17 protein-coding genes and 1 pseudogene are annotated in these 18,007 nt (G+C 63.7%); 10 read left to right on the top strand and 8 right to left on the bottom strand.

All coding sequences use genetic code 11. The features are described 5' to 3' along the window. From R5H30_RS14290 to R5H30_RS14300, 3 genes are all read left to right on the top strand, one after another. Positions 1-472 (top strand): enolase C-terminal domain-like protein (locus tag R5H30_RS14290; RefSeq protein WP_318329140.1); only part of this gene is annotated, 472 nt, incomplete at its 5' end. A 436-nt stretch (positions 473-908) separates the two neighbouring features. Next, complete coding sequence (locus R5H30_RS14295; RefSeq protein WP_318329141.1) at positions 909-1,982, top strand: HlyD family secretion protein; 1,074 nt, start codon at positions 909-911, stop codon at positions 1,980-1,982. Further along, positions 1,979-3,964, top strand: coding sequence for a glycosyltransferase family 2 protein (locus tag R5H30_RS14300; RefSeq protein ID WP_318329142.1), 1,986 nt, complete (start codon positions 1,979-1,981; stop codon positions 3,962-3,964). Before R5H30_RS14295 ends, R5H30_RS14300 begins: the two co-directional genes overlap by 4 nt. Here R5H30_RS14300 and R5H30_RS14305 read toward each other — a convergent pair. Further along, complete coding sequence (locus tag R5H30_RS14305) at positions 3,945-4,508, bottom strand: hypothetical protein (RefSeq protein WP_318329461.1); 564 nt, start codon at positions 4,506-4,508, stop codon at positions 3,945-3,947. The two genes, R5H30_RS14300 and R5H30_RS14305, sit on opposite strands and share 20 nt — an antisense overlap. A 417-nt stretch (positions 4,509-4,925) precedes the next feature. On the opposite strand from R5H30_RS14305, the gene R5H30_RS14315 reads away from it, so the two are divergent. Genes R5H30_RS14315 through R5H30_RS14330 form a run of 4 tightly spaced genes read left to right on the top strand, consistent with a single transcriptional unit; the run spans position 4,926 to position 8,237 of the window. Next, positions 4,926-6,023, top strand: a complete 1,098-nt coding sequence (locus R5H30_RS14315; protein WP_318329144.1) for an isocitrate/isopropylmalate dehydrogenase family protein — start codon at positions 4,926-4,928, stop codon at positions 6,021-6,023. 4 nt (positions 6,024-6,027) lie between these two features. After that, entirely contained in the window at positions 6,028-7,290 is a 1,263-nt protein-coding gene (gene otnK, locus R5H30_RS14320) for a 3-oxo-tetronate kinase (protein ID WP_318329146.1), read from the top strand. Then, entirely contained in the window at positions 7,287-7,925 is a 639-nt protein-coding gene (gene otnC, locus R5H30_RS14325; RefSeq protein ID WP_318329148.1) for a 3-oxo-tetronate 4-phosphate decarboxylase, read from the top strand. Before otnK ends, otnC begins: the two co-directional genes overlap by 4 nt. Positions 7,926-7,937: 12 nt before the next feature. Beyond that, positions 7,938-8,237 carry a putative quinol monooxygenase gene (locus tag R5H30_RS14330; RefSeq protein WP_318329150.1) on the top strand — a complete coding sequence of 100 codons (300 nt, stop codon included), beginning with the start codon at positions 7,938-7,940 and terminating at the stop codon, positions 8,235-8,237. Here R5H30_RS14330 and R5H30_RS14335 read toward each other — a convergent pair. The 5 genes from R5H30_RS14335 to R5H30_RS14355 form a co-directional block, all read right to left on the bottom strand. Beyond that, complete coding sequence (locus R5H30_RS14335) at positions 8,234-8,905, bottom strand: GntR family transcriptional regulator (protein ID WP_318329151.1); 672 nt, start codon at positions 8,903-8,905, stop codon at positions 8,234-8,236. The genes R5H30_RS14330 and R5H30_RS14335 overlap by 4 nt on opposite strands. A gap of 52 nt (positions 8,906-8,957) precedes the next feature. Next, on the bottom strand, positions 8,958-9,755 hold the full coding sequence (locus R5H30_RS14340; RefSeq protein ID WP_318329152.1) for an N-acyl homoserine lactonase family protein: 798 nt from the start codon (positions 9,753-9,755) through the stop codon (positions 8,958-8,960). Positions 9,756-9,787: 32 nt separating this feature from the next. Then, complete coding sequence (locus R5H30_RS14345) at positions 9,788-11,071, bottom strand: TRAP transporter large permease (protein ID WP_318329154.1); 1,284 nt, start codon at positions 11,069-11,071, stop codon at positions 9,788-9,790. Further along, the gene (locus tag R5H30_RS14350) at positions 11,068-11,574 is read right to left on the bottom strand and encodes a TRAP transporter small permease (protein WP_318329155.1); all 507 of its coding nucleotides are present in this window, start codon (positions 11,572-11,574) and stop codon (positions 11,068-11,070) included. The genes R5H30_RS14345 and R5H30_RS14350 overlap by 4 nt, the downstream gene beginning before the upstream one ends. A gap of 89 nt (positions 11,575-11,663) precedes the next feature. After that, entirely contained in the window at positions 11,664-12,674 is a 1,011-nt protein-coding gene (locus R5H30_RS14355; RefSeq protein WP_318329156.1) for a TRAP transporter substrate-binding protein, read from the bottom strand. Between the two features lie 114 nt (positions 12,675-12,788). Here R5H30_RS14355 and R5H30_RS14360 point away from each other — a divergent pair, with 114 nt between their 5' ends. Then, on the top strand, positions 12,789-13,808 hold the full coding sequence (locus R5H30_RS14360) for a Gfo/Idh/MocA family protein (RefSeq protein WP_318329157.1): 1,020 nt from the start codon (positions 12,789-12,791) through the stop codon (positions 13,806-13,808). An 89-nt stretch (positions 13,809-13,897) separates the two neighbouring features. On the opposite strand, the pseudogene R5H30_RS14365 reads toward R5H30_RS14360, so the two are convergent. Both R5H30_RS14365 and R5H30_RS14370 read right to left on the bottom strand, forming a co-directional pair. Next, a pseudogene (locus tag R5H30_RS14365) lies at positions 13,898-14,014 on the bottom strand (2-deoxy-5-keto-D-gluconate 6-phosphate aldolase domain-containing protein); the annotation flags it as partial. A 250-nt stretch (positions 14,015-14,264) separates the two neighbouring features. Beyond that, positions 14,265-15,668, bottom strand: coding sequence for a helix-turn-helix domain-containing protein (locus tag R5H30_RS14370; protein WP_318329159.1), 1,404 nt, complete (start codon positions 15,666-15,668; stop codon positions 14,265-14,267). A gap of 137 nt (positions 15,669-15,805) precedes the next feature. Here R5H30_RS14370 and R5H30_RS14375 point away from each other — a divergent pair, with 137 nt between their 5' ends. Then, complete coding sequence (locus R5H30_RS14375; RefSeq protein ID WP_318329160.1) at positions 15,806-17,008, top strand: pyridoxal-phosphate-dependent aminotransferase family protein; 1,203 nt, start codon at positions 15,806-15,808, stop codon at positions 17,006-17,008. A gap of 41 nt (positions 17,009-17,049) precedes the next feature. Continuing rightward, positions 17,050-18,003: an HpcH/HpaI aldolase/citrate lyase family protein gene (locus tag R5H30_RS14380; protein WP_318329161.1), complete on the top strand. Its 954-nt coding sequence runs from the start codon at positions 17,050-17,052 to the stop codon at positions 18,001-18,003. Positions 18,004-18,007: the final 4 nt, after the last annotated feature.

Here is an 18,007-nt window from a genome sequence, read left to right on the forward strand (position 1 = left end):
CCCTTACGTGAACCACGACGTCTACCGAGACGTGACCCATGCGACCACCACGCCGATCCACACCGGCGAGCAGATCTACCTGCGACAGAACTACAAGCACCTGATCGAAAGCCACGCGGTCAACGTCATCGGACCGGACCCTTGCGACGTCGGCGGGCTGGCCGAGCTCAAATGGGTCGCCGAGCACGCCGACCTGCACGGGATCGCCATCGCTCCGCACGGGACCGCCAACGGGATCCTCGGGCTGGCGGCGCTGATCCAGGTCTGCGCCACGCTGCCCGACAACCTGATCGCCTTCGAATACCCGGCCCGGTTCGAGCCGTTCTGGTACGACATCACCGATGGTTTCGACGGGGTTCCGGTGCGAAACGGGTTGATCGATGTGCCGGACCGTCCGGGCCTTGGCGTCGACCTCGTCCCGTCCGAAGCCCGCCGCTACCTGTCGGAAGGAGACAGCGGCTTCTTCGATTGAATGGACGCACCTGGCCCCGTACCGCGCGCCTTTGAACCTGACCCAATGGGACCGAACCCGTTCCGATCGGGCCGCCGCTGGGTGTGTCCCGCCCGGCCTGGCCGCTCTTTCGGACGGATCTTGCGCCGCGCTATGCAAACCTTACCCCCGTGCCCACGAGGCCGGCGGACATTCAGATCAGTCGACTTGCCGGTACAGCGGTCCGAATTTCCCACCCATGCTCAACGGTCGATGATTTCGCCAGAGACTGGGAATTCTCGTCGCCGCTGCCGCCTGCCGCGTTTATGAAGCGAATTCACGTTTTACAGTTGGCTTCGGTCCATACGAGTTGGAGCCTGAAATGAAGTACACCTGCCTCCCTCGGGCTGCTTGTCATACTCGCGAAGCTCTGGATCATCCTTGGGAACAAATGTCGGGCGCTTGTTCGGACGCCTTCGTGAATGCCCGTGTCGTGAAGGTGCGGGCCGACGTTGCCGGCGACTTGGAGCTTCCCGTGCGCACGCTGGGATCGACGGTCGCCCAGGGACAGTCGCTCGGACAGATTTCGAACCCCAAGTCCGACATGATCCGTCTCAACGACCTGCTGCTTGAGAAGGCATTGAACGCGGTCGAGGCCGCGCGGCTGGCGCGCAGCATCACATCCGAAAAACAGGTACGCTCGGCCCTCACCGACCGCGGGCGAGTCTTCCGCGAACATCGCATCCGCGAAATCGAAACCCGTCTGGATCACGCGCGGAGCCGGCTCGAGATCCTGGAGGCCGGTGCCGTTCCGGACGAGACGGCGCAACGGCTGGCGGACGCCGTCGACGACCGATCTGACCGACTGCCCGGCGAACCGCTCCTGCCCGCACTCGCGCTGGAACACGCCCGCGAGCGCGTGGCGGTCCTGGAGATCGCGCTGGAGGCGGCGCAGCGCGGCGTGTTTCTCGGAGACGGCTACAACGACGCCCCGAACGCCGAACAGCGGGTGGCGGAACTCGACAGCGAGATCGCACGGCTGGAGGCCGCGCTGGAGGCAGCGACGAGCGACGCACAAGCTATCGAAGAGCGGATCTCCCGAGAGCGCGTCCGCGTGAACGGATTGTCCGGCGGCGAACTGTTGTCGCCGGTCGACGGCATCTACTGGGAAGTGCTGCAAGCCGACGGCGTGAACGTACAGCGCGGCGACCCCGTGCTGCGATTGGTGGACTGCGCATCGACGATCGTCTCGCTGTCGGTATCGGAGAACGTCTACAACACGCTGCATCTGGGCCAGTCGGCCACGTTCCGCATGACTGGCGGATCGCAGGCTTTCGAAGGGACGGTGAGCCGGCTTGCCGGAGCGGGGGCCGCAACAATCTACGAAACGCTTGCCGTGACGCCGTCGCGCCGTCATCTCGAACGTTACGACGTGACCGTGATCGTTCCGGGCCTGCTGCAGGATCCGGACCTGTCTTGCGCCATCGGTCGAACGGGCCGCGTTTTCTTCGACCGCCGACCGCTCGATTGGCTGCGCGGTCTCTTCAATTGACGGGAGCCTTCCCGCACCTGACAGAACTGCAGTCGAGCACCGTTGCCTTGCTCTGCGTCGCCGGGTTCGCACTGGTTCTCCCGCAAGTGCTGGATCGCGCGAAGACCTTGCACCGGGTTCTTGTGCTTGCCGTCGCCTTCCTCTTCGCCGCGCGCTACGCGTGGTGGCGCGGCACCGAGACGCTGGCGCCGTTCGGCCCGACGCTCGACATGGCGGCGAGTTGGTCGCTCTACATGCTCGAGATGGCCGCGCTGGCCGGATCGCTCAGCGCCTTCGTGATCCTGTGCCGCATCCGTTCGCGCAGCGAGGAAGCAACGGAACACGCTGGCTGGTGGCGGGAAACTCCGCCGCGCGTGGCGATCCTCATCGCGACCTACAACGAGGAACTCGCGGTACTCGAAAGGACCATCCTCGGCGCGCGCGCGTTGCGGCACGAAAACAAGGAGGTCGTCGTCCTGGATGACGGGCGGCGCGATTGGCTGCGGGATTTTTGCGCCAAGACGGGCACACGCTATTTGCGGCGCGCTGACAATCTGGGGTCCAAGGCCGGAAACCTCAACAACGCACTCGATGTCCTGTCGCGCGATGCGGTTCCACCCGATTTCGTCGCCGTGCTCGATGCGGATTTCGTGCCGCACCGGGGATTCCTGTCGCGTTCTCTGGCGCTGTTTCACGACCCGAAGGTCGGGCTGGTCCAGACCCCGCAGCATTTCTTCAACGCTGACCCGATCCAGCACAACCTCGGGGTCACCCGGTCCTATCCCGACGAGCAGCGGTTCTTCTTCGACCACATGCAGCCTTCGCGGGACGCCTGGGGCATCGCCTTTTGCTGCGGCACCTCCTCGATGGCCCGGTGGGAGGCCCTGCGGGACATCGGGGGATTCCCGACCGACAGCGTAACCGAGGACTTCATGATCACGCTGGTGCTGCGCGACGCGGGCTGGGCGACCGTGTACCTCGCCGAGCCGCTGACCGAGGGCCTGGCGCCGGAGGGGCTCAAGGAATACGTCACACAGCGGGCGCGGTGGTGCCTCGGCATGATGCAGATCGCCCGGTCCCGCGTCGGCCCGCTCGGCCGCAACAGGCTGCGCCTGCGCGACCGCTGGAGCGTCGCCGATGCCGTCGCCTACTGGCTCACGACCTTCCCGTTCCGGATCGCGGCGGTGATCTATCCCCTGCTCTACTGGTTCTTCAACATCACGGTCGTCGATGCTCGGCTTGCCGATGTCGTGACCTACTTCGGCTGCTACTATCTGTGGATCATGATCGTGCTCAACACGCTGACGCGCGGGATGGTCGTCCCGATCCTGAACGATGTCAGCCAGTTGCTGGGCGCCATTCCGATCACCCGAGCGGCCGTCGTCGGCCTGTTGAAACCCAAGGGCCACCCGTTCAAGGTGACAGCAAAGGGCGGCGACCGCGGAAAGATCGTGGTGCAATGGCGCCTGATGGCGTTCTTCGTCCTTCTGCTGGCTCTGACGCTTGTCGGTCTGGTGCTCGGCATCTTCTCGGACCGCTTCGCCTATGCCGACGCGGGCGATGGCAAGTGGGTGATCCTGTTCTGGACGATCTACAATGTCATCGTGCTCTCGACGACCGTTCTTGCCTGTGTCGAGCTTCCGCGCCGCGAACGTCACGTGGCTGACGAGCCCGAACGCGCCCGGTTCGAGACCGACGAGGGCACACACCCGGTCTGGCTCGCCTCGCTGACCGGCGACACCGCGCGGGTCCGCGGTCAGGCGCTCAAGCCGTCTGCGCGCGGCGTTCTCGACATTCGCGAGGTCGGCAACGTGCCTGCCTTGGTCCTGACCCCGACATCCGACGGGGCACGCTTGTTGCTGATGCCCGACGAAGCTCAGCGCGAAGCGCTCTACTTGCGGTTCTACACTACCGACAACATGCCCGGTGTCGCCAATGTCCGCGCCGAGGCGATGTTCCAGGACATTGCGCGCCGCTTGTCTTTCAGTTCCGGTTCGAGTTGACCGATCCAGGGTTCTGAAGTCGTGCCACAGCAGAGGACAGGAGTGCCGTCTCGCGTGTCCGGCGGTGCTCGGGCGGGTAGATATCCTCGCCTTCGGCAATGCGGTCTGATTTCTCAGCGAGATCCTCGATGGGCCGGATAAAGAACAGAATGAACGCGGCCGTCAGCACGATCAGCACCAGAAGCATTGCGAGAACCGTCCACGACAGGGCAGCCCGCAGGCTGCTCAGGTCGGGACGAAAGGCGTCTGCGTCGAGACGCGCCAAAAGTCGCCAGCCGAAGTTCGGCAGATCCTCGTAGGAGATGCGCGGGACCAGCGAAGAGAAATAGTCGCGGCCATCTGGCCAGGTCTCGCGGCCCTGGGCCGCAACTCCGGTGCTCGCGGCGCGCAGGATCTGCAATTCCGCGAGGTCCGGTGCGGCATCCGAGGACGCCGCGACCACGCTTCCGTTGGAATCCAAAAGGAAAAGGTCGACACCGAGTTCCCGCGCCGCTTCGGTCCACACCCGCACCGCCCAGGCGAAATCGATGTGCACACCGGCCACGCCAATAGTTTCTCCGCCCCAATCTCGCACCGGTGTCGCAAGATCGATGAAACGCGGCACGTCTTCGCCGGTGTTCTCTTTTTCCGAGCGCGTCCCGAAGCATGGTCTTGTCCGGCGTCAAATCCGCGACCAGCCTTTTGAGTTTGCAGTTCTCATTCTCAAGAGGTTGCGGCCGTGACGGCTTCGGCACGCAAAGCTGCCCTCGCTCGCAGACGGAAAGTTGTTTCAGATCATAAATGCACCCACCAATGCATGCATTAATGAATTGACTGCGCTGTGGATCGGTGCGAGTTTGCTGTCGAAGGTACGATTTGGACTGACGCTGGCTTGGAGTGCAGGGCGATTGCATCGCATCGGTCGATGTTGCCGTGCCGCAAACCGGCCGCTGCGGCGGCGATCGGAGGAAGGACGAAATTGATGGCCGAAGGTATGCGCATTGCCCTGATCCGCGGAGACGGGATCGGCGTCGATGTCTCGAACGCGACGACGGCCATCGTGGAAAAGTCGCTGTCGCGCGCTGGCGCACCGGCCCCGCGCTACGAAGAGATCGATGCCGGTGCGCACTATTTCCGTGAGACCGGACACGACATTCAGCCCGGCGGCGAAGAGCTGGCCGGACAGGCCGACGCCATCTTTCTTGGCGCCATCGGCCTGCCTGCCGTCCGCCACTCCGACGGAACCGAGATCAGCCCGCACCTGCGCCTGCGCGACCGGTTCGGTCTTTATGCGGGCGTGCGCCCGGTGCGCGCATATCCCAATGCCCCGCAGAGGCTGGCCGATCCCCGCGCCGCCGAAATCGATATGGTGATCCTGCGCGAAAGCACCGAGGGGCTGTTCTATTCCGCCGCCGTGCATGGCCGCAGCGAAGTCACCGGCGACGAGCAGGTGATCGACAAGCTTCTCATCACCCGTGCCACGACCGAACGGCTGCACCGTTTCGGCTTCGAACTCGCCCGCAAGCGCAAGGCGCGAGGCAAGGCCGGCAAGCTGACCTGCGTGGACAAGGCGAACGTCTTCACCTCGATGGCCTTTTTTCGCAAGATCTTCGACGAGATACGTCCGGATTACCCGGACATCGAGGTGTCCTATCAATACGTGGACGCCCAGGCACTCGATCTCATCCGGCACCCGTGGGACTCGGACGTTCTGGTCATGGAGAACATGTTCGGCGATATCCTGTCGGACCTCGCCGGGGGCCTTGTGGGTGGAATGGGCATGGCCTGCTGTGCCGAAATCGGAGACCAGACCGGCCTGTTCCAGCCCGCTCATGGCTCGGCGCCGGACATCATGGGGCAGGACAAGGCCAACCCGCTCGCAGCGATCCTTTCAGGCGCCCTCATGTTGGACTACCTGGGCGAGAAGTCGGGCCAAACAGCCTATGCGGACGCCGCCCGGATCGTCGAGGACGCGGTCGAAAGCGGATTTGCCGCGAACCGGCTCCGGCCGATGGAATTCGGCGGTGACATGGGGACGCGGGCCGTGACCTCCGAACTCATGGCGATCATCTCCGAATAGACCCGTGACAATCGTTCTCGGAGCCATTGCCGACGATTTCACCGGCGCCACCGACCTTGCCAGCACGCTGGTGGCCGAGGGCATGCGCGTGGTCCAGGTGCTGGGCCTGCCGGACGACGACACCGACACCGGCGACGCCGATGCCGTGGTCATTGCGTTGAAGTCGCGCACCTGCGAACCCGGCCTGGCGGTAAGGCAGTCTGTCGCCGCATGCGACTGGCTGCGCGGACGCGGCGCAACGCAGATCGTCTTCAAGTATTGCTCGACCTTCGATTCAAGCCCGCGCGGCAACATCGGGCCGGTAGCCGACGCGTTGCTGACGGCGACGGACACCCCTCTTGCGCTGGTCTGCCCGGCCTTCCCGGCAAATGGCCGCACCGTCTACCAGGGTACACTCTTCGTCCATGAGCTGCCGCTCGGTGAAAGCTCGATGAAGGATCATCCGCTCACACCGATGCGCGACTCCAGCCTGATCCGGCTCATGCAGGCGCAAAGCAGGCACAAATGCGGGTTGATCGCGCTGCAGACCGTGCGGGCCGGCCCCGAAGCGATCCGTACGCGGATTGCAGACCTGGCGGCAGCCGGCCACCGCTACGCCGTTGCGGATGCGCTGACCGATGACGACCTGCGCCAGCTTGGCACGGCGGCAGCGGATCACGGGCTTGTCACCGGCGGTTCCGGCATCGCCACGGGTCTGCCCACCAACCTGCGCCGGTCCGGAAGAATCGGTACGGCATCCGCACCCGCGCTGCCGCGCGCCGCAGGCCGGTCGCTGGTGCTCGCGGGAAGCTGTTCGAGCGCAACGCGCGCGCAGATCGCCCGCGTCAAAGACACATGGCCCACGCGCAAGATCGACGTGGATGCCGCAGCCGCAGGAGGCGCGGTCGCTGCTGCCGTCGAATGGACCATGGCGCAACCGGACGACACCCCGGTGCTGATCTACGGCAGCGCCGATCCGGAAGAGGTCGCCGCGACCCAAGCCCGCTACGGGGCCGAACGCGCCGGTGCGCTGGTGGAGGATACGCTCAGCGGCATAGCCCGCCAGCTTCATGGCAAGGGGTTCGACCGCATCGTCGTCGCGGGAGGCGAGACCGCAGGCGCCGTCGTCACCGCCCTCGGCGCCACGTCGCTGCGCATCGGCCCGCAGATCGCGCCCGGTGTGCCCTGGTGCGATGCCTTGGGCGCGGCGCCTCTCGCATTGGCGCTCAAGTCCGGGAACTTCGGGTCCGAGACTTTCTTCCAGGACGCCTTCGAGATGCTGACATGAGCGAAACATCGCTGTGTGATGACATCGCCCGGCTGGGCAAATCGCTGTTCGACCGTGGGCTGACCTTCGGCTCCACCGGCAACATCTCGGTCAAGACAGAGGACGGCTGGTTGATGACGCCCACCAGCGCGAGCCTCGGAGATCTCGATCCGGCCCGGATTTCGCGGCTCGACAGCACGGGAACGCATATCGGGGGCGATGTTCCGACCAAGGAGTCCTTTCTTCATTCTGCGATGTACGGCCAGCGCCCGGATGCCCGGGCGATCGCGCATCTGCATTCCACCCATTCCGTCGCGGTCAGTTGCCTCAACGACATCGATCACGCCGATGTGCTGCCGCCGCTGACCGCATATTTTGTCATGCGGATCGGCACCCTGCCCCTGATCCCGTACTTTCCGCCCGGCGACATCGACCTCGCCCGGGCGGTCGGGGAGATGGCGGGGAAACATCACGTGGTGCGTCTGGCCAACCACGGTCCGGTGGTGGCAGGAAAGTCGCTGACCGACGCCGTCCACGCCATCGAGGAGCTCGAGATGACAGCCAAGCTTTTCCTTGCCTTGCGCAGCATGCGCACCCGGCCTCTGTCGCCTGCGCAGATGGCCGAGATACACCACCGCTTCCCCACCATCAGCTGAAGGACAAGCCCCATGTTCGCCGTCACCGTGACCTTCGAAATCGTTTCCGACCAGATCGACGCCTTCCTGCCGCTCATGAAACGGCAGGCCGAAACCTCGCTCTCCGAAGAGGAAGGGTGCGTTACCTTCGACATCTGCCGCGACGGCGCCCGGCCGGACGTGGTTTTTCTATACGAGATCTACGCCGACAAGGCCGCCTTCGACAGCCACCTTGCCTCGGCCCATTTCCAGGAGTTCGACGCGGCAGTGCGGGACTTGGTGACGGGAAAGACCATTGTCTGCTTCGACGAGGTCATTGTCGGAACGCGCTAGAGCTGCGGCATCCGGAAGTCCACGAGGATCGCCATCAGTTCTGCGGCGGTGCGCTCGCGATGGGCGCGGAAAGAGCGCCGCGCCGTTTCGACGTTTCCAGCCTTGATCTGCTCCAGGATGTCGCGGTGTTCCTCGGTCGACTGCACCGGCGGCTTGCGCAGCCGCAAGGTCACGATCCGGGCCCGATGCACCTGGTCGAACAGCCGCTTGACGAAGGCCTCGCGCCGCTTGTTGCCCGACAGTTCGAGCATGGTCTGGTGAAACCGGTCGTCCGCGGCGGCCCAGTCGTCCAGGCTGCCGGCGTCGAGTGCCTGCTCCATGTCGCGCATCGCCTTTTCCAGGGGCCGAAGCTCCGCCGCAGGGCGACCGAGGGCGGCCAGGTCGGCGGCGGCATCGGGCTCGATCGAAATCAGCAGGCCGTAGATCTCGCGCATGTCCTCTGCAGAAATCGGCAGAACCCGTGCGCCGTGGCGGGGCTTCAACTCCACGAGGCCCTCGGCATCGAGGCGGATCAGGGCCTCGCGGATGGGTGTCCGGCTCATGCCGAGGCGCAACGCGATCTCGGGCTCGGTGGCCTGGAACCCCGGCGGCATGGCGTTCGTGCGAATCTCCGACTTGAGGCGGTCATAGGCCTCGTCCACACGGGACACCTTGCGCTTCACGTCCATCTTTGCTGCATCTGCCCCGCGCGAAACGGGGGCATCTCCTCCATCTGTCAGATCAAAACAAGCGTTTCGCGGGACCATTGTCGAGCCGAAAGATGTGATCCGCATGGTCTGCCTGCGGGAACGCGTGCCGGACCAGAGGATCGTGGCCCGGCACCACAAGCTGCGGTGACGTGGCAAGGCGCTGGATGGTACTGAACCCCTGTAACATGTGCTCGGCATCCACCACGATTGGAAAAAGCCGGTTCTCCAGAAAGTTCTCGTAGAAGTGCGCCGCGTCCGAGGCGAGACACAGCCACCCCGCGGCACAGCGCACCCGGACGGCCTGAAGTCCCCGCGAATGGCCGCCGATCCGGTGCAGGCTGACACCTTCCGCGATCTCGGCATCCCCGTCGTGAAAAATCACCTGACCGCGATGCAGGCGACGCACCGCTTCGCAAATATGCTCGCCGGTATAGGGGTGTCGCAAGGCGTCGTGGCACATGCAGGGACCGGTGGCATAGGCCATCTCGGCTGCCTGCAGATGCAACGTGGCATTGGGAAACAGATGCAGCCCGCCGGCGTGGTCATAGTGCAGATGTGTCACGATGATCGAGGAGATCCGGTCCGGCGTGATCCCCAGAGGCGCAAGCGCCTCCGCCGGCTCCATCAGGATCGGGCGTCCGCGGGTCGCACCCTCCGCCCGGTCGTAGCCGGTGTCGACCAGGATCGTCTCGCCGCCCCGGCGCAGCACCCAGACGTAGTAGTCCATCGGATGCGGTGTGTCGTGAGATGCGTCGAACAGGAAGCTGTCGGCCCGTGTCCGTTCGTTGCGCTCGGCGTAGCGGACCGCGTAGACCTGCCAGTCTTCCATGTCGCCTCCTTTCCCGGCTCCCTCCCCCGACCCTAACGGAAGAGATGCACCATCGTCATCGAGATTGCCGGAACATAGGTCACAAGCATGAGGGCCGCGATCGCCATGATATAGAGCGGCGCCATTGCCCGCGCGATGCTCAGCACGCCGTCGCCGGAGATCCTGGAGGCCACGTAGAGCGTTGCCCCGACCGGAGGCGTGAAGAGGCCGACGGCCACATTGCAGGTCATGATAACGCCCAGGTGCACCGGATCGACGCCGAAGGTCTGCGCCGTCGGCAAGAACAGCGGCGCGGTCAGCAGAATCGCAGGCACCGGGTCCAGAACCAGGCCCAAGATCAGCAGCACGATGTTGACCAGCAGCAAGAAAACCCAAGGCGATGAGCTGAAATCCTGCACGAAGGCGACGAGGATCTGTGGCATTTGTTCGAGCGTGATGAGCCATCCCAGCACGGTCGTCGCGCCGATCACGACCATCACGGTCGCCGAGATAACGAAGGCATCGACCATCAGGGCAGGCAGATCGCGGATGCGAAAGTCACGGTAGACGCCCATCGTGACGATCAGCCCGTAGACCACCGCCAGCGCTGCCGCCTCGGTGGGCGTCACCCAGCCCGAGAAGATGCCGCCGAGGATCAGGATCGGCATGAAGAGCGCCGGGGCCGTCTGCACGAAGGAGCGCCACAACTCGGCGCGACTCACCGTCCGACCGCCCGGGTCGCATCCGGTGGATTTTCCCACCCAGTAACAGACCGCCATGAAAAACAGGCCGAACAGTAGACCCGGCACCATTCCGGCCAGGAACAACTCGGCCACGCTGACATTGCCGACAAAGCCGTAGATGAGCATCGGGATCGACGGCGGAATGATGATGCCGATGGTGCCGGCGGCAGCGACAAGGCCGGCGGCGAAGGGGCGCGCATAGCCCTGTTTGGCCATGTTCTTGATCATCACCGAACCGATCGCGGCGCTGTCGGCAATGGCCGACCCCGAGATGCCCCCGAAGATCATGCTGGCGCCGACGACGACCATGCCGAGCCCGCCGGCCATGAACCCGAAGGCGTTGCGCGCAAACTCGATGATCCGCTCACCCACGCCGCCGCGGCTCATCAGCTCTCCGGCGACGATGAACAACGGAATGGCGAGAAAGTGGTTCGGCTCCACCCCGCCGATGAAATTGAGATAAAGCGCCTGCAGCGGGTAGCCGAGATCGAAGACGATAATCGGCAGGATCGAGGTCAGCAGAATTGCCCAGACCAGCGGCACACCGATGAACACCGAGACGAGAAAGACGAAGACGACAAACAAAAGGATCACGGTTGGGGGTCTCCACCGTCCGAGTGCGCGGGCCCCGCGATCCTGCGATCGCGCAGGCCGGTCCAGGTGTGAAAGAGCTGGAAAACCAGCGTCAGAGCCATGCCGACGGGCATCGAGGCGTAAAGCAGGCCGATCGGCCAGTAGAGCACCGTGGATTTCTGCGCCCAGGTGTGGGTCGAGATGTTCCAGCCCTGCCAGATAAGCGAGAGCAGGATCGCGATGACGATCAGATCGATCACGAACGAAACCCAGGGTGCCGCGGCGCGCGGGACAAGGCTATCGGCGATCTCGGTGACCCGCATGTGAACGCCGCGCGCGGTGGCGGCGGCGCAGCCGAGGAATGTCGTCCAGAGCAACAGGAACGCCGTCACCTCGAGTGACCACGCCAGGTCGAAGCCCGCGGCGCCGCGCAGGAAGGCATTGCCGAAGACCAGCGCAACGATCGCAAGCCCGCCGAGGGCCAGCGCGAAGTCGATCAGCCGGCTGAGGATCGTCAGCGGCATGGGAAGCTCGCGGGTGGGGTTCAAGAGAGACGCTCCGATCGCAAAAGCCCCGGGGCGGCGTCCGCCCCGGGGGATGACTTGGCCGGTCTTCAGCTGCCCGGCATGGCCTCGCGGATCGCGGCGGCGTCGGACAGGATCTTGTCGACCGCCTCGGCGCCGTAGACCTCTTTCGCCTTGTCGTAAACCGGCGCTACGGCTTCGCGGAACGGGCCGATTTCGGGCACCGATACGGTCGCTCCGGCGGCCTTCATCTCTTCGAGTTGCTGATCGACGGAGTTTTTCACCAGATCACGGCTGAAGGCGGCTGCCTCGTCGGCCGCGCGCTGCACCGCGTCCTTGTCCTCGTCCGAAAACTCCTGCCAGGTCGCCTCGGCCACGGTCAGCGGCAGCGGCGAATAGACGTGGCGGGTCAGCGTGATGTAGGGCGCCACCTCGAAGAAACGCAGCGAATTGATCGTGTCGACGGGGTTCTCCTGCCCGTTCACCGTGCCTTGCTGGATCGCCAGGTAGACGTCGGTGATCGGCATCACGACGGTCTGGAAACCGATCTCCTCCATGGTCCAGCGGATCATATCGTTCGGGAACACCCGCATCTTCATGTTTTCCGCATCCGCCGGACCTTCCAGCGGCTCGTTGGTGGTGAAACTGCGGAACCCCGCCTCCCAGGTCGAAAGGACGCGGAAGCCCTTTTCGGGCAGCTTTTCGAACTCGCCCTGAAGCCATTCGGAGTTGTCATAGAGCTCCCAGCCCTGCTCGTAGGTGTCCACGAGAAACGGCATTGCCGTCAGGTTCAGGGACGGAAGGTGTGTCGCGTAGGATCCGGTGGCCGAGACGGTGAAGTCGATGCCGCCGAGTTGCAGCTGTTCTATGGCCTTGGGGTCGTTGGCAAGCTGGCCAGCGGGGAAAATGCGCACTTCGTACCGGCCTTCGGTATATTCGGAGACCTTTTCGGCAAACACTTCCGCCGCGGCCTGCCGCGATCCTCCGGGATTGTCGGTATGGCTGAAACGCAGGACCTCCTGCGCGGGCGCGGCTCCGGCAAACAACGCGGCAAAGGCAATCCCTGTCAGCAGGCGCTTGCCTAGGGTATCGAGTGTCATGGATAAACCTCCCAGTCTCAATCCAATATTGTGTTTTACAATGCATTCATTAATGTGTTTGTCAATCAAGTTGTGTTGGTGGTGCGGTCGGTGAACCGCGAAAGGGGTGGCAGGATGCTCAAGGTCGCTTGTCTTGGCGCGGGATACTTCGCGCGGTTTCACCACGATGCCTGGTCTCGGATCGAAGCGGTCGACCTCGTTGCCGTGGCGGATGCGCAGATCGAACGGGCCGCCGCCAGCGGCGCCCCGGCCTTCGCGTCGCTCGAGGCGCTGCTGGATGCCGTCGCGCCCGATATCCTCGATATCGTGACACCGCCGCCCAGCCACGCTGCCGCCGTGGACCTCGCGCTCGAGGCCGGTGTCCCGCTGGTCATCTGCCAAAAGCCGTTCTGCACCTCGCCGGACGAGGCCGCTGCCGTCACGGCCCGTGCGGAAGCCCGCGGTGTGCGTCTCGTCATCCACGAGAACTTCCGGTTTCAGCCCTGGTACAGGCGGATGCGTGACGCGCTCGAAGCGGGCGACATCGGCGATCCCATGCAGATGACCTTCCGCCTCAGGACGGGTGATGGACAGGGCCCGCAAGCCTACCTCGACCGCCAGCCCTATTTCCAGAAAATGCCCCGGTTCCTGATCCGGGAAACCGGTGTGCACTGGATCGACACGTTCCGGTTCATGCTCGGTCCGCCCTCCTCGGTCATCGCCGACCTGCGGCAGCTCAACCCCGCGATCGCAGGCGAGGACGCTGGCTATTTGCTCATGGAGCACGAAGGCGGACGCCGCGCGCTTTTCGATGGCAACCGCCTGCTCGACCATGCCGCCGAAAACCTGCGCCTGACCCTGGGTGAGGCACTGCTGGAAGGCACCGGCGGCGCCATGACTCTGACCGGCGATGGAGAGGTCCGGCTGCGCCGCTTCGGGACCGGAACGGCGCGCACCATCCTGAAGGCGCAGGAATGGCCGGGGTTCGCTGGGGATTGCGTAATGGCCCTGAACCGACACGTCGTCGCTCACCTCATTGACGGCGCCCCGCTGGAGAACGAGGCGCGCGACTATGCCGTCGTGGCCCGGACCGAAGAGGCGGCCTACCGGTCTCATGAACTGGGGCGCCGGGAACGGATTGCCTCGGCCGACTGACCTCCAAACGGAGCCAGGCAGACGGTACTCTCTTGAGCAGAATGAGACTCGGCGCGTTTTCGTGCAGCAAGCCACGCCTCAATCAGGATCTAGAACCGAAGAACCATTTCCTTCACAGCGACTTCGCCCATCATCTCGCCTGCGAGCCATGAGCGGGCAGTGTCTCCGAAGATGCTCCGGCCGACCGCGAAACCTTTGACTGTCTCCGCACTGGCCGCTCATTCGAGACTTGTTGCCAATTCTTCAAGTGGTGCATCGAGAACGAGGACACCACGATACCAACGATCATGCTTGCTGATGACGCTATCGATCCAGGCCCAAGACAAAACCGCTCATGAAAAAATGCGCGGACTCCCTTCGGTCAAAGCTATCCGGGAGCGATCGGGACAGATCCGTCGCTTTTGCAGATCAGGCGCGGGGACCGACATCGTCGTTGGCCGGCGGTGTGATGTGTCCCTAAGTTGAGTATCTTGTCGCCCCACGGCGGCGAACATCGACGGGCTGGTTCAGGATCATCGCATTGTGGGCGCGCTGGTCGCAGTTGGCGCGCGGGCAGATGCGGCAGTTGATGCCGACCTTCGTGACGCTTGCATCAGACTTCCCGATGCCTTCGGCGTATCCGATTGCCTGCAGATGTTCGATGCTGCAGCCCATCGCAACGACCAACCGCTTGTCCTGCGTGTGCCGCGTGTATCGCGGACGGTTCACGGTGCGGGAGAAAACGAAAAAGCGCCCGCCGTCGGGCATCTCCACGAGCTGGGGCATGATCGTGCCGGGGCTTCTGAACGAGGTGTGCAGATCAAGCCGAGGACAGGCACCACCATACTCGGCCAGTTGAAAGCCGGTCGAATTGAAGCGCTTGGTCACGTTCCCGGCCTTGTCGATCCTGAGGAAAAAGAACGGGACACCCTCTGCGCCTTCGCGCTGAAGTGTCGTGGCTCGGTGGCAGGCCTGCTCGAAGCTGACGCCAAAGCGCAGGGACAGATGCGCGAAATCGTATTTGCACTTCAGCGCCTCGGCCAGGAAGCCTTCGTAGGGCATCAGAACAGCGGCGGCGAAATAGTTTGCGAGCTCTACGCGGCATCGGTTCAGTCCTTGCGGATCGTCGGACTTCAACCGCGACAGGATGGACTGGATGACATCCCGCCGCTCGAGCAATCCGATGATATGAACGAGCTGGAAAACCCGATTGGGGTGGTCAAGTCCTTCCGAAAGTCGGACCTCGCGGCGGCCTTCGTCCAGTTCCCGGAGTGTCCCGGGCATGTCGGCGACCGGAACGACACGTGTCTTGAGGCCCAAATGTTCCTCGAGGCGCTGTTTCAGCGCAGCGTATTGGTCGTCATTCTCAACCCGCTGACCGTTCCAGAACTCCAGGGCCGCGGCTTCCAGTTCGGGGAAGTGGTTTTTGTTGTTGCGAAAGAAATCATGCACGACGGCCTCCGGGGACGCGCGCAGAATTGTCAGATCGCTTTCGCTTGCATTGCTCAGAACCAGCAGCTTTTCGGTCGCGGCACGGTAGGCGCCATGAAGCTGGAGAAAGTTTTGGGCAATGTCCGGTGCGTGAGACATCAGGGCGCGCAGTTGCGGGAGGTCGGGAGAATGCTCTGAGAACAAGGGATCCTGGAACGCAGCGCGCAGGCTTGTAAGCGTTGCGGCATCGTCCTCGTCGGCGATCTCTCTCCAGTCAACGCCATAAGCGTCGAACAAACGAAGAAGCACGGCGACGGACACGCTGCGCTCGTTTTTTTCCAGCATGTTCACATAGGATGTGCTGATACCCAACGTGCGGGCCATCTGGGCCTGCGTTTCATTGGCCTCGCTCCGAAGGCGCCTGAGTCGCGGTCCAATAAAAGTCTTCATAGTTTTCAATACGCCAATTTTCACAACTTCACAAGTTTATACGCATGTGAATATCCGCGTTCACAGCAGAACCCGATTGCTTTTGCAGCATCGCCTCTCGCGGCCCTAATGAAAGGAGCGACAAGGAGGACAGCATCGTGCAAACAGGTTTTTCGCATCTTTTCATTCCCGGCCCGACAAACGTTCCCGAAACCGTGCGTCAGGCGATGAACGTGCCGATGCAGGACATGCGCGCACCGGATTTCGGTGATCTGACGCTCGGGCTGTTCCGCGACATGAAGTCGGTCTTCAGGACCGAGACCGGCACGGTGATGTTCTTTCCCGGATCGGGAACTGGCTGCTGGGAGGCCGCCATCACCAACACCCTCAATCCGGGCGACAAGGTGCTCATGGCGCGGTTCGGCCAGTTCTCTTCGCTGTGGGTGGAAATGGCGCAGCGTCTCGGTCTCGAGGTGGACGTGATCGACGTTCCCTGGGGGGCAGGCACGCCCGTCAAGGAAATCTCTCGCCACCTCGGAAACGACAGCAAGGACGAGATCAAGGCGGTCTTCGTTACCCACAACGAAACCGCCACCGGCGTGACCTCTGACGTGGCGGCCGTGCGCCGCGCGCTTGACGAGAGTTTTCACGACGCGCTTCTGTTCGTCGATGGAGTCTCGTCGGTCGCATCAATCGATTTTCGTATGGACGAATGGCGCGTCGACCTGATCGTCACCGGCAGTCAAAAGGGTCTGATGCTGCCTGCCGGCCTCGGGGTTCTGGGGATCAGCGAAAAGGCACTCGATGCCGCGAAGACGTCCACCATGCGCCGCGCCTACTTCGAATTTTCCGACATGCTGAAGCTGAATGCCGACGGCTATTTCCCCTACACGCCGCCGACGCAGCTTTTCCACGGTTTGCGCCGTTCGCTCGACAGGATCGCGGAGGAAGGCCTGGACAACGTGATCGCCCGGCATCACCGGCTTGCCGAGGGCGTCAGGCGCGGGATCGCGGCGTGGGGTCTGCCGCTCGTGGCCGAGCACCACACGCTGTATTCGGACACGGTTTCGGCGATCCGCGTGCCCCAGGAGATCGACGCGCGCGACGTGCTTCGGATCGCCTACGAGGACTTCAAAACGTCGTTCGGAAGCGGTCTAGGGCCTTTGCAGGGCAAAGCCTTCCGCATCGGCCATCTGGGTGATCTGAACGAGGGCATGTGCCTGACGGCCCTGTCGATTGCGGAAATGGCGCTCTATCGCGCCGGTGTCGCACTTCAACTCGGATCCGGAGTTGGTGCCGCGCAGGCCTGGTACGCCAACGCCGATGTGGCGCGGCCGTCCTTGCGCGTCGCGGCCGAGTAACCTTCGGCGCACCGCCGACCAGCACATTCAGAGGAGACCTCATGTCTCACACTCTTCATCCCCTGCGACGCCAGCGTCTGCAGCGTTCCGAACTTGCGGTTCCCGCTTCGAATGCAGCGATGATCGAAAAGGCAGCGGAAAGCGCCGCAGATTTCGTGTTCCTCGACCTGGAAGATGCCGTTGCACCCCCTGAAAAAGAGCAAGCCCGCAGGAATGCGGTGGCGGCACTGAACGACATCGACTGGGCGGATCGCGGTAAGACGGTCTCCGTGCGGATCAACGGGCTCGATACGCACTACATGTACCGCGATGTTGTCGACATCATGGAGAAGGCCGGCGACCGGGTGCACACGCTGCTCGTGCCGAAGGTCGGCGTGCCATCTGACCTCTACGTCGTCGAAGCTCTTGTGAACCAGATCGAACAGGGTACGGGCGTAGAGACGCGTGTGGGGCTGGAAGCGCTGATCGAAACCGCGCTCGGCATGGCAAATGTCGAGGCGATCGCGCAGTTCGGAGGCCGCCTGGAGGCTCTGCATTTCGGCGTGGCGGACTACGCCGCGAGCATGAGGGCGCGGACGGTGAACATCGGGGGTCTGAACCCCGATTACCCGGGCGATCAATGGCACGCGTCGATCACCCGCATGGTGATCGCCTGTCGCGCCTATGGCCTGCGCGCCATAGATGGACCGTTCGGTGACTTCAGTGACCCGGAAGGCTACGTCGCCGGGGCGCGTCGTGCCGCAGCGCTCGGGTGCGAGGGCAAATGGGCGATCCACCCAAACCAGATCGCAATGGCCAACGACGTTTTCAGCCCGCCCGAAGAAGAAGTTTCGAAGGCGCAACGGATCATCGAAGAGCTGAAGAATGCAGAAGCCGCCGGTCGCGGCGCGGCAAGTCTCGACGGCAAGATGATTGACGCGGCGAGTGAGAAGATGGCGCGCAACGTGATCGACACGGCCAACGCCATCGCCGCGAAATCCGTCACCAACGCCTAGACGC

Source organism: Roseobacter sp. FCG-D35 (assembly GCF_033436665.1).
Classification (GTDB): Bacteria; Pseudomonadota; Alphaproteobacteria; order Rhodobacterales; family Rhodobacteraceae; genus JAWQFO01.

Coding starts and splice junctions, on each gene's coding strand:
- R5H30_RS14355 (WP_318329156.1), bottom strand. CDS start 12,674: ATGACACTCGATACCCTAGGCAAGCGCCTGCTGACAGGGATTGCCTTT.
- R5H30_RS14330 (WP_318329150.1), top strand. CDS start 7,938: ATGTTCGCCGTCACCGTGACCTTCGAAATCGTTTCCGACCAGATCGAC.
- R5H30_RS14370 (WP_318329159.1), bottom strand. CDS start 15,668: ATGAAGACTTTTATTGGACCGCGACTCAGGCGCCTTCGGAGCGAGGCC.
- R5H30_RS14340 (WP_318329152.1), bottom strand. CDS start 9,755: ATGGAAGACTGGCAGGTCTACGCGGTCCGCTACGCCGAGCGCAACGAA.
- R5H30_RS14360 (WP_318329157.1), top strand. CDS start 12,789: ATGCTCAAGGTCGCTTGTCTTGGCGCGGGATACTTCGCGCGGTTTCAC.
- R5H30_RS14315 (WP_318329144.1), top strand. CDS start 4,926: ATGGCCGAAGGTATGCGCATTGCCCTGATCCGCGGAGACGGGATCGGC.
- R5H30_RS14380 (WP_318329161.1), top strand. CDS start 17,050: ATGTCTCACACTCTTCATCCCCTGCGACGCCAGCGTCTGCAGCGTTCC.
- R5H30_RS14335 (WP_318329151.1), bottom strand. CDS start 8,905: ATGGACGTGAAGCGCAAGGTGTCCCGTGTGGACGAGGCCTATGACCGC.
- otnC (WP_318329148.1), top strand. CDS start 7,287: ATGAGCGAAACATCGCTGTGTGATGACATCGCCCGGCTGGGCAAATCG.
- R5H30_RS14350 (WP_318329155.1), bottom strand. CDS start 11,574: ATGCCGCTGACGATCCTCAGCCGGCTGATCGACTTCGCGCTGGCCCTC.